This is a genomic window from Stomatobaculum sp. F0698 (assembly GCF_030644385.1).
Lineage (GTDB): Bacteria > Bacillota > Clostridia > Lachnospirales > Lachnospiraceae > Moryella.
In genome coordinates this window covers 830,335-841,842 of record NZ_CP130060.1, presented here as the reverse complement: position 1 = coordinate 841,842, position 11,508 = coordinate 830,335, and the positions used below count along the sequence as shown (strand labels likewise).

Annotated in this window: 10 protein-coding genes; all 10 read right to left on the bottom strand. The window is 55.6% G+C overall.

Annotated elements, in window-relative coordinates; genetic code table 11:
• Nucleotides 1–4: 4 nt before the first annotated feature.
• The gene (locus QU660_RS03990) at nucleotides 5–1,072 is read right to left on the bottom strand and encodes a M50 family metallopeptidase (RefSeq protein ID WP_304947035.1); all 1,068 of its coding nucleotides are present in this window, start codon (nucleotides 1,070–1,072) and stop codon (nucleotides 5–7) included.
• Nucleotides 1,073–1,094: 22 nt separating this feature from the next.
• Nucleotides 1,095–2,258, bottom strand: a complete 1,164-nt coding sequence (locus QU660_RS03985; protein WP_304947034.1) for a 1-deoxy-D-xylulose-5-phosphate reductoisomerase — start codon at nucleotides 2,256–2,258, stop codon at nucleotides 1,095–1,097.
• A gap of 10 nt (nucleotides 2,259–2,268) precedes the next feature.
• A complete protein-coding gene (locus QU660_RS03980) occupies nucleotides 2,269–3,117 on the bottom strand; it encodes a phosphatidate cytidylyltransferase (RefSeq protein ID WP_304947033.1) in 849 nt (282 codons plus the stop codon).
• Between the two features lie 9 nt (nucleotides 3,118–3,126).
• Complete coding sequence (gene uppS, locus QU660_RS03975; RefSeq protein WP_304947032.1) at nucleotides 3,127–3,840, bottom strand: polyprenyl diphosphate synthase; 714 nt, start codon at nucleotides 3,838–3,840, stop codon at nucleotides 3,127–3,129.
• Between the two features lie 67 nt (nucleotides 3,841–3,907).
• A complete protein-coding gene (gene frr, locus QU660_RS03970) occupies nucleotides 3,908–4,471 on the bottom strand; it encodes a ribosome recycling factor (RefSeq protein ID WP_304947031.1) in 564 nt (187 codons plus the stop codon).
• Nucleotides 4,472–4,492: 21 nt separating this feature from the next.
• Entirely contained in the window at nucleotides 4,493–5,194 is a 702-nt protein-coding gene (gene pyrH / locus QU660_RS03965) for a UMP kinase (protein ID WP_304947030.1), read from the bottom strand.
• 65 nt (nucleotides 5,195–5,259) lie between these two features.
• Entirely contained in the window at nucleotides 5,260–7,146 is a 1,887-nt protein-coding gene (locus QU660_RS03960; protein WP_304947029.1) for an ABC transporter ATP-binding protein, read from the bottom strand.
• A gap of 4 nt (nucleotides 7,147–7,150) precedes the next feature.
• Nucleotides 7,151–9,040, bottom strand: a complete 1,890-nt coding sequence (locus QU660_RS03955) for an ABC transporter ATP-binding protein (RefSeq protein WP_304947028.1) — start codon at nucleotides 9,038–9,040, stop codon at nucleotides 7,151–7,153.
• Nucleotides 9,037–9,801, bottom strand: a complete 765-nt coding sequence (gene deoD, locus QU660_RS03950; protein WP_304947027.1) for a purine-nucleoside phosphorylase — start codon at nucleotides 9,799–9,801, stop codon at nucleotides 9,037–9,039. Before deoD ends, QU660_RS03955 begins: the two co-directional genes overlap by 4 nt.
• A gap of 131 nt (nucleotides 9,802–9,932) precedes the next feature.
• Entirely contained in the window at nucleotides 9,933–11,444 is a 1,512-nt protein-coding gene (locus QU660_RS03945) for a 4Fe-4S dicluster domain-containing protein (protein ID WP_304947026.1), read from the bottom strand.
• Between the last annotated feature and the right edge of the window lie 64 nt (nucleotides 11,445–11,508).

Below are 11,508 nucleotides of genomic sequence, written 5' to 3'. Positions count from 1 at the left end.
CTCCTTAGAAGCCCGTGTGCTGCACAATGCGCATGACATCGTTCCAGAGCACATAGAGCATGAGGCCCATCAAGAGGGCAAAGCCCGCCGTGTGAACCATAGCCTCGATTTTTCGGTTGAGCGGTCGGCGTATGACCGCCTCAACGGCTGTGAGCAGCGCTCTTCCGCCGTCCAAGGCCGGCAGCGGCAAGAGATTCATAACCCCCAAGTTCGCACTGAGCAAAAGCCCGAAGGATAACAGCGAGAGCAATACCGCGCGAAGCCCGTAAGGACGCGCGGCATCCATGTTATCGCTGATTGCCTGCACAATGCCCACAGGTCCGGTCAGATTTTTCGGGGAGACCGCCCCCTTCACAAGCATGCGCACCGACTGAATCGCCATGCGTATGTTGAGGTTTACTTCTCCCGCTGCGTAGTAAACCAGCGAAAGCGGATCCTTGACCGGTGTGCTTCCCGCAGACACGATGCCGGTATAATAGCCCCCCTGCTCTTCGAGGTACTGCGGTGTTACCGTAACCGTCCGCAGCTCCCCTTCCGCTGTCTCATAGCGGAAGGTAACCGGCTCTCCGGCATGGAACTGCAGTTGAAGCGATACATCGCGGAAAAAGGTGGCCTTGCTTCCGTTGACCGCGAGGATACGGTCCCCGGGCTTCAGTCCGGCCGCCTCTGCCGGCATACCCGGCATCAGTTTACCGATGTAGGGTTTGTCCACGCCCGTCTGCACGAGCAGGACGGCCGCGAGCAAAAACGCAAGCAGAAAGTTAAAGCAGGCCCCCGCAATTAAAATGAGAAAGCGCTGCCAAGGAGCATGTGCATTGAAGTCGTCCGGACTCAATTTCTCCGCTGCCTCATCCTCGCCGCACATGGCACAGAAGCCGCCAAAGGGCACGGCACGAATCGCATACTCGGTGCCGCCCCGTTCCACTGAGAGAATTTTGGGGCCCATCCCGAGCGAAAAACTGACCACACCGACACCGAAAAGTCTCGCCGCGAGAAAATGCCCGAGCTCATGGAAAAAAATGATAAAGCCAAAGAGTAAAATTGACAGGATGACATTGATTAACTGCTGCACAGACTCCCTCTCTTCCTTCGTTTCAGTCCAAATGATAGCGTGCCGCGAGCCACTGTTCCGTCGTCTTCTGCAGTGCCAGAATATCCGAAACCGTAGGCGAGGCTAAAATGCCCACCTTCTCGTGGTGCTCCATCGCATCCGCAATGCAAGCCGCAATCTCCAAATAACGGATTTTTCCGTTCAGGAAGGCGCGAACCGCGACCTCATTCGCCGCATTGAACACCGTCGGCAAACTGCCTCCCGTTCTTCCCGCATGATACGCAAGCTTGAGACCGGGAAAAGCCTCAAAGTCCGGCGCGGAGAAATCCAGTTTTCCGAGCGCTGCCAGATTGAGGCGCTCGCTGCCGGAAAGTTTCCTGCGCTTCGGGTAATAGAGGGCATACTGGATGGGCAGCTTCATATCCGGCGTCCCGAGTTCCGCCATGACCGCGCCGTCCATGAACTCGACCGCAGAGTGCAAAATGCTCTGGGGCTGCACAAGAACTTCAATGTCATCTACCTCGACATCGAAGAGCCAGCGCGCCTCAATGAGCTCAAGCCCCTTGTTCACCATGGTCGAGGAGTCGATGGTCACCTTGTGCCCCATATTCCAGGTCGGATGGCGCAGCGCATCTTTCAGCGTTACTTTCTCAAGCTGTTTTCTCGTATAGCCGCGGAAGGGACCGCCGGAAGCCGTCAGCAAAACTTTCCGGATTCGATTCTTCTTGTTGCCGCGAAGACATTGAAAAATAGCCGAGTGCTCCGAATCCACCGGCAGTATCTTGACACCTTCCCGCGCGGCGAGCGGCATGATGAGATGCCCCGCGCAGACCAGCGTTTCTTTATTTGCGAGCGCAATGTTCTTGCCCTCACGTATCGCCGCTACCGTAGGCTCAATGCCTATCATGCCGACGATTCCCGTGACAAGCGTCTCCGCCTTTGCCTCGGTCGCGACCTCCAAAAGGCCCTCGTGCCCCGCACAGATTCTGGTCTTGGTATCGGCAACCTTGGTCTTTAACTCGGCCGCTTTTGTTTCGTCATAAACACAAACCGTGCGCGGATGAAATTCCCGAATCTGCGCCTCGAGCAGCGCAATGTTCCCGTGCGCCGCGAGCGCCTCAACGCGAATGTCGCCGTTTGCGCGCGCCACATCGAGCGTCTGCGTTCCGATGGAACCGGTGGAACCGAGTATGGAAATATGTCTCATGCTGTCCTCCTCAGTGATGGACAATTTGGCTGTATAAAAACAGAGCAAAGAAAATGGCAGGAGCCGTAAATAAGAGGCTGTCAAAGCGGTCCAGGATACCGCCGTGCCCCGGAATCAGGTCTCCGTAATCCTTGACCTCGTGATCGCGCTTGATGGCCGAGGCCGCGAGATCGCCGACCTGCGAAATAACTGCGCCGAAGGCACAGGCAAAGAGGCAGGCAAAGCCCGGATTGCCGAGTTCCGTGAGCTCCTCGCGCAGGAAAGTTCCGAACGCAAGGCCGAGCAGTGCCGCGCCGACCGCACCGCCGATCGAGCCTTCCAAGGTCTTTTTCGGGCTCAGCACCGGCGCAAAGTGATGGGAACCCAGCAGCATACCCACCACATAGGCACAGGTGTCACAGCCCCAGCTCGAAATAAAGATGAGCCAGACCAGATATGCGCCGTGCGGCATGCTGCGCACGCGGTACACGTAGGCAAACATGACGGTTGTATAGAGCACGCCCATAAGCCCCACGGCAATCTGTTCCGTGCGATAGCGCGGGTAACTCAGCACAAAGAGCGCCATCAATGCCATCAGCGTGCCTATCATAAGCGGCATTCCGTAGTCGTAATGGCGCACGAGTAAGAGCAGATAGTAGCCTATGCTCGACAGATAGCCGACCGCACCGAGCGGTTCCCGCTCCATCTTGAGCACGCGGTACAGTTCATACTGTCCGACCAGAGAAATGGCCATCATGCTGAAAAAGAGAAGCTTGCCGCCCTGCCGGAGTATCAGGAAGGCGAGCAAAACCAGAACAAGACCGCTCAGCAGACGAAGGCGAAATTTCTTGCTGCCGATGATATTCAGTAAGCGGGACATGGCTCCTCCTTATCTGCCGCCGAAGCGGCGCTCTCTCCGGTTGTAAGCGAGGATGGCGTCTTCCAGCGCGCTTAGATTAAAGTCCGGCCAATAGAGCGGCGTGACATAGAGTTCGCTGTAGGCAAGCTGCCAGAGCAGAAAATTGGAGAGGCGAAGTTCACCGCTCGTGCGAATCAAAAGATCGGGGTCCGGAATACCCGCCGTATCAAGGCTGTTCGAAATCTCCTCTTCCGTGAGACTCGTGTCCCCGCTATTCCGCTTTTCGTTCAGGAGACGCAAAAAAGCGCGGCGCAGTTCATCACGACCGCCGTAATTGATCGCAATCACAAAGGTCATGCCCGTATTGTCCTTGGTCTCCTCCACCAGACGGTCAATGCTCTCGATGATATCCGGCGCAAAGCGCTCTTTATCGCCTATCATCTTGCAGCGACAACCCTCTTCCTTTGCGACCTTTAAGAGCTTTTTTAAGTACAGGCGAAAGAGGTGCATGAGTGCACCGACTTCTTCGGCGGAACGTTTCCAGTTTTCCGTCGAAAAACCGTAGACCGTGAGGTACTTGACGCCGAGCGCCGCGCAGTCGCGCACGGTCTGTTCCACCGCCTCACAGCCTGCCTTGTGTCCCATGGCGCGCGGCAGGGAGCGCTCCGCTGCCCATCTTCCGTTTCCGTCCAATATGATTGCAATGTGTTCGGGAATTACTTTTCCCGCCAGACGCTCTGTCATTCTGCCTCCCTATGTTGAAAAAGGCGGTCCTGCTCGGACCGCCACTCGATTTCACTTTAACGGCACGTCAGACTGTCATAAGCTCCTTGTCCTTGACCTCGACCGCCTTGTCAATGCGCTCCACCGCTTTGTCCGTCAGCTTCTGCAGCTTTTCGTTCGCATCGGCGAGATCATCTTCGGTAATCTCATTTGCCTTTTCCATCTTCTTGAAGGCATCGGCGCCGTCGCGGCGAATGTTGCGCACCGCAACCTTTGCCGCCTCTCCTTTCTTCCGAATGTCCTTGGCAAGTGCCTTTCTGCGCTCCTCGGTGAGTTCCGGGAACAGGAGACGAATCACAGAACCGTCGTTTGTCGGATTGATGCCGAGATCCGAGGTAAGGATAGCCTTTTCAATCTCCCGCAAAAGACTCTTATCCCAGGGCTGAATTAAAATCAGTCTTGCCTCCGGCACCGAGATATTGCCGACCTGCTGAAGCGGGGTCTGGGTGCCGTAGTAATCGACCGTAATACGATCCAGCACATGCGGATTGGCTCTGCCGGCACGGATTGCCGAGAACTCTTCCTGCATGAACGAAATCGTCTTGTTCATTCTCTCTTCCAACTCTTTGAGTGTATCCTTTAAGTCTGCCATCTCATCCTCCAGGGTATCTTGTTATACCGTCACCGTTGTGCCGTGAATCACGCCGCGGAGCGCATCCGCGATTGCATTGTCGCCGTGCAAATCAAAAATTGCGAGCGGAATCTTATTTTCCATGCAGAGTACACTCGCCGTTAAGTCGATGACGCCGAGTTTTTTGTCGATCATCTCCTGCATGGTCAGGGTTTCGTAGCGCTTTGCGCTCGGATCGAGCTTCGGGTCCGCCGTGTAAACGCCGTCGATTGACTTTGCAAGCAAAATCTCGTCCACGCCGAGTTCCGCCGCGCGAAGTGCAATCCCGGTGTCGGTCGAGAAATACGGGTGTCCCGTGCCGCCCGCAAAGAAGAGCACCTTCCCCGCCGCAAAAAGCGCATTCGCCTTGTCGACCGAAAAGAGCTCGGTCATCGCGCCGCAGAAGAAGGGACTGAATATCTCCGTCTCCATGCCCTCGCCGCGGAAAATCTCCGAGACATAGATGCAGTTCATGATGGTAGCAAGCATACCGATCTGGTCGGCCTTCACGCGGGCAATCTCCGTCCCGGTTCTGCCTCTCCAGTAGTTGCCGCCGCCGATGACAATGCCGACCTCGACGCCCGCATCGACCGAGCGCTTCACCTGCCGCGCAATGTCGCGGACCACCGCCTCGTCATAGCCCTTGCCGCTTGCGCTTGCAAGCGCTTCGCCGGAGAGTTTCAGCATTACTCTTCTCTTTTTCATGCCTGTTCCGCCTTTTCTCTGTGCATTTTTATCTGGAAATATCATAGCACGCGGGGCGCGGCTTCTCAAGCTTGCTTTCCCGTATACAGTCGGTAATAGCGCCCCTTCTTCAAAAGCAACTCATCATGATTGCCGCGCTCAATGATGCGTCCCTGCTCCATAACCATGATACAGTCCGCATTTTTAATCGTGCTAAGGCGATGTGCGATCACAAAGGTAGTGCGCCCCTTCATCAGGGAATCCATACCGCGCTGCACAAGTTGCTCGGTCCGGCTGTCGATCGAAGAAGTCGCCTCGTCAAGAATCAAGGCCGGCGGATCCATAACCGCAGCCCGCGCAATCGCGAGCAGCTGCCGCTGTCCCTGCGAGAGATTTGCGCCGTTGCCGCGGAGCATGGTCTGATAGCCGTCCGGCAGGCGGTTGATGAAGCCGTCCGCATTCGCGAGCTTTGCGGCTTCGATGCACTCTTCATCCGTCGCATCCAGACGCCCGAAGCGGATATTCTCCATCACCGTGCCGGTAAAGAGGTTGGTGTCCTGCAGTACGATGCCGAGCGAAGCGCGGAGATCCGCCTTTTTGATTTTTGAGATATTGATGCCGTCGTAGCGAATCTTTCCCTCCCGAATCTCGTAGAAGCGGTTGATGAGATTCGTGATGGTCGTCTTGCCGGCACCGGTCGAACCGACAAAGGCAATTTTCTGCCCCTTCTCCGCATAGAGGCTGATGTCGTGGAGCACGGTCTTCTCCGGCACATAACCGAAGTCGACATGTTCGAGTTCCACGCGTCCCTTCAACTCAATCAGCTCCACGTTGCCATCCGTCTTGTGCACATGCCGCCACGCCCAGAGTCCGGTACGCTTTTCTGTCTCGGTGAGCGAACCGTCCGCATTTCTGATCACACGGACCAGGGTCACATAACCCTCGTCAATCTCGGACGGTGTATCGAGCAGCTGATAGATACGGTCGGCACCTGCCGCCGCCATCGCAACCGAATTCAGCTGGGTCGTAATCTGCGTGATGGGGCGCGTAAAGTTCTGGTTTAAGGTCATGAAGGCAACGAGCGTGCCGATGCTGAGTCCGAAATTCCCGTTCAGCGCAAAGATTGCGCCGACCGTCGCTATCAGCACATACTGCAGGCGACCGAGTTGCGCCGCAATCGGCATCAGGACATTCGCAATGCCGTTCGCTTTTGCGCTCGCATCCCTGAGTTTTTGGTTCCGCTGTTCAAACTCCGCAATGCTCTGCGCTTCATGGGAGAAAACCTTGATAACCTTCTGCCCCTCCATCATCTCTTCAATATAACCGTTCAGACCGCCGAGCTCCTTCTGCTGAATGCCGAAATATTTGCCGGAGATATTCGCGACCTTGCCGGAAATAAAGAGCATGAGCGCCGTTAAAACAAGCGCAATCAGCGTGAGCGGAACATGCAGAAGGAACATGCTCGCGAGAACCGTAACGACGGAAAGAATCATGCTGGCGAGCTGCGGGAACACCTCGACAATCAGCTGGCGCAAGGTGTCCGTGTCGTTCGTATAGACCGACATGATGTCTCCGTGCGCATGCGTATCAAAATAGGATATGGGCAGCGACTCCATGTGCGCAAACAGGCGCTTCCGAATTTTGAGGAGCGTCCCCTGTCCCACATAGACCATGAGGATCGAATAGATGTAGGTCGCAACCACGGAAATCAGATAAATCAGCGAGATGTGCTGCAGCGCAGCGAGAAGCGGCGCAAAATCACGCTGCTCCGCATGCAATAGCGGGGTGATATAGTTGTCTATCAGTTTCTGAATGAACAGCATGCCGTAGGCATCCGCAAAAGCCGCCGCAATGACACAGACCAGAACAATCAGCATCTGCAGGCCGTAATCCTTCAAAATACCGGAAGTCAGGCGTCGCATGCTCCGCGAGGTAATGTTACCCAGATTTGCCTTTTTCTTCGTGTTTGCCATCGCGTTACGCCTCCTCTCTCTCGTCAAAGTCGCCGCCGCCCTCTGTCTGCGCGGCAACCACAGAGGCGTAAATCTCGTTGTCTTTTAACAATTCTTCGTGGGTGCCGAAACCGCTCACCCGTCCCTCATCGAGCACCAGAATGCGATCCGCATCCTTTACGCCCGAAATGCGCTGGGAGATGATGAACTTCGTTGTATTCGGAATCTTCTCCCGGAATGCCTTGCGTATGGAAGCATCCGTCGCGGTATCGACTGCGCTGGTCGAGTCGTCGAGAATCAGAATTTTCGGCTTCTTTAAGAGCGCTCTCGCAATGCAGAGACGCTGTTTCTGTCCGCCGGACACATTGCTGCCGCCCTGTTCGATCCAGGTGTTATAGCCGTCCGGAAAACTCCGCACGAACTCATCGGCACAGGCAAGGCGGCAAGCCTCCTCGCAGTCCGCATCGCTCGCATCGGGATTTCCCCAGCGAAGGTTATCGTAAATGGTTCCGGAAAACAGCGTGTTCTTCTGGAGCACCATGCCGACTGCGTCTCGGAGCACCTTTAAGTCATAGGTCTTTACGTTCTTGCCGCCGACCAGAACCTCGCCCTCGGTCGCGTCATAGAGACGCGGAATCAGACTGACCAGAGAGGTCTTCGAGGAACCGGTTCCGCCGATGATACCGATGGTCTCACCGGAACGCACCGAAAGCGTAACATCGCTCAGCACAAAGCGCGGATTCTCTTCCTCGCGGAAATCCGGGTCCTGCCGCATCGCCTCTTCCCGTGTCATGGTCCCGTTTTCAACGGCTGCCATGCGCTCCTGTTTTTCCTTCTGTTTCCTGACTTCCTTTGGATTATCCCAATCGACCGGCTCCTCGCGCTTTCCGTAGGAAAACGAAACCTTCGAAAAGACCACCGATCCGTCTTCCACTTCCGTAATCGGCTGTTCGGGCGTCTGAATCTTCGGAATTTCCGAGAGCACTTCTTCGATGCGCCGTCCGCTTGCCACCGACATTGTGATCATGACAAAGACCATAGCCAGCATCATGAGCGACATCAGAATGCTGATCATATAGGTAAAGAAAGAGGTCAGCTGTCCCGTGGTGAGCGATCCCGCCACGACCTCATGCGCGCCGAACCAGGAAATACCGATCATGCAGCCGTAGACTGCGAGGTAGAGGGCCGGGAAAATAAAGCAAACCAGTCCTTCCGCCTTCACAAAGAGCTTATAGATATTCTCGGCGGAAACCTTAAATCTTCCGATTTCGAACTCTTCGCGCACAAAACTCTTGACCACGCGAATACCGGTCACATTTTCCTGTACGCTCGCATTCAACGCATCGTATTTCGAAAAGACGCGCGTGAACGCCTTGTCCGCAAATTTGATGACCAAGACGAGCACAATCAGAAGAAAGCCGAGTGCGACCAGAAAAATCATCGAAAGCTTCCGGCTGATGCTGAAGGTGAGCGCAAGCGTGAAAATCAACGTGGCAGGCGCCCGCATGCAGGTCCGCAGTATCATCTGATAGGAGTTTTGGATGTTGGAGACATCCGTCGTGAGCCGCGTTACGAGGCCCGCGGTCGAGTATTTATCGAGATTGCCGAACGAAAAGCGCTGCACGCTTCTGTAAATCCCGCTCCGAAGGCTTGCGGCAAGTCCCGCCGCAGCATCCGCCGCAAAATAACCGCCGATCGAACCGAAGAGCAGGCCGAAGAGCGCGAGCGCCACCATGAGTCCGCCCGCCCGGAGCACAACATTAAAATTTTGTGCCTGAATGCCATTGTCAATGAGATTCGCCATGACAAGAGGCACCAAATTTTCCACCACCACTTCCATAACCATGCCGAAAACGGCAAGCAGGGAAATGAGGCGGTATTTCTTCCCCAAATATTTACCGAACGTTTTAATCATATGGTTCCTCCGCGCGTTTCTTCCGTCGCGAGTGAAAGTGCAAGTTCCGCCATATCCGTAAATCCGGCTTCTCGCTCCTCTGCGGAGAGCGTCTCCCCGGTCAAAAGGTGATCGCTGACCGTTAGGATGGAAAGCGCCTTTGCCCCGAGAGCGGCAGCGGTCGCATAGAGTGCCGCCGTCTCCATTTCAACGGCGAGCACCCCCATCTTTCTCCACTTTTCAACGGCGGCCGTGCCCTCCGCGGGTCCGTAGAACATATCGCTGGTCAGTACCGCCCCAACCGAAACACGTTTGTTTGAGATTGCAGCTTTCCGCGCCGCGCGATACAACAGTTCAAAATCAGCGAGCGGTGCAAACGTCCCCGGGAGTTCAAAGAGGGCCGGGAAATTTGAATTGGTCGAAGCTCCCTCTGCGAGAACCAAATCACGCAAGCCTATACTCTCCTGCATGGCGCCGGCCGTGCCGATTCGAAGCAGTTGTTTTGCACCGTAAAAGTGAATCAATTCGTAGGCGTAAATACCCATCGACGGACAACCCATGCCTGTGCCCATGACCGAAACGCGCTGCCCGCGGTAAACTCCGGTAAAGCCGAACATATTGCGCACTTCGTTAAAACAGTGCACTTCTTCCAGAAAGTTCTCCGCCAGACGCTTGGCGCGGAGCGGGTCGCCCGGGAGCAGAACCGTCTCGGCGATATCACCCGGCAAAGCAGCAATGTGCGGCGTAGGCACCGATGCCTTTGCTTTTCTCTCTTCTCGCATTTCTCCTCCTCTCTCCGTGCATACGTTTCGCTCTCTTTCTTCCTTTCGCTTGCCGCTTGCGCCGCAAAGCGAACTTTCATGTTCCGCAGTTTGAAAAGAAGCGCTGAAAACATCAGCGCTTCTTTCGAGACTTAGGCCTCGCCCTCGGCGCGCTTCAGCTCCTCCAAATCCATGTGACCGTCGCGGTGCATCGAGAACTTTTCCATCGGGTAATTCTTCAGGTTGTCGAGCACCTTTCTGTCGTCCGCGCGTTTCAAGAGCGTCTCGCGGGAACGCTTGATTTCAATCTCCGTCTTGTGCTTCGAGGGGCCGCCGACACAGCCGCCCACGCAGGCCATACCCTCAATGAAGTCCTCGGGCAATCTGCCGAGCTTCAGGAGCTGCAGGGCCTTTTTACACTCCGCGCCGCCCGCACAGCGGAGCAGCTTCACATCAGAGACATCCTCGCCGCGCTCGCTCATGCACTCAAGCACAGCGTTTGCCACGCCGCCCGAGGTCGCAAAGCGCTTTCCGTAGATCGAAGCCTCCTGGCGCTCACTCTCTTCCGGCTCGAGCACAATGTCCGCCGAACGGAGGAAGGCATTGAACTCACCGTAAGTCATAACATAATCCGCATTGCCCTCGACAGACTTATCCGCGGACTCTGCCTTCTTCGCGACACAGGGTCCGATGAAGACCGTCACGCAGCCCGGATGGGTCGCCTTTAAGTAACGGGACACCGCGCACATCGGGGAGACCGTCGTGGACATGTTCTCCTCGTACTGCTGCGGAAAATGCTTCTTTAAGAGGTTGATGAAGGCCGGGCAGCAGGAAGTTGTCATCTTCTTGCCCTCTTTTCTCGCCTCCGACCACTCGAGTGCCTCGTAAGCCGCGGTCATATCACCGCCGAGGCCAACCTCGACCATGTCCGCAAAGCCCATCTTCTTCAGCGCGTTGCGAATGGAACCCATACCGACCTTCTCGCCGTACTGACCCTCGGTTGCCGGGGCACACATAGCAATGACTTCTTTGCCCGCCTTGATCTCCTCAATCACCTTCACGAGGTAGCTCTTCGCAGAGATTGCGCCGAAGGGACAGCTGTGGATGCAGCGTCCGCACTCAATGCACTTGTTCTCATCGATGACGCAGATACCGTACTCATCATAGGTGATGGCATCGACCGGGCATGCCTTCTTACAGGGACGCACAAGGTGTACAATCGCGCCGTAGGGACAGTTCTGCGCGCACATACCGCACTCTTTGCAGAGTTTCGAATTGATGTGGGAACGGAACTCGCCTATGGTCACCGCGCCGAAGTGGCAGGAAGACAGACAGGCCTTACCGAGGCAAAGGCGGCAGTTATCCGTGACCGTGTAGGTCGACAGCGGACACTCGTCGCAGGCCGGCTTAATGACCTGAACTTCGTTCTTCGACTCCAAATTGTCCAAGGTATTCTCGCCGCTCGCAAGCCGCATTCTGTGACGGACAATTTCTCTCTCCTTATAAACACAACATCTACCGATGGCCGGCTTTGGCCCCGGGATGATTTTAAACACCATTTCCTCTTTGTGCTGTTCATCCAGCTGATCGTTCCAGGCGAGACGGCAGGTCTCTTCAATCACCAGATGCCTTGTTTGGATCAGTGCCTCGTCGTTGTTAATCATAGTTTCCCTCCTAGCGTGACAATGCTATCATTTTAGCATAATCCCGGCGAAAAGCCACGCTGTA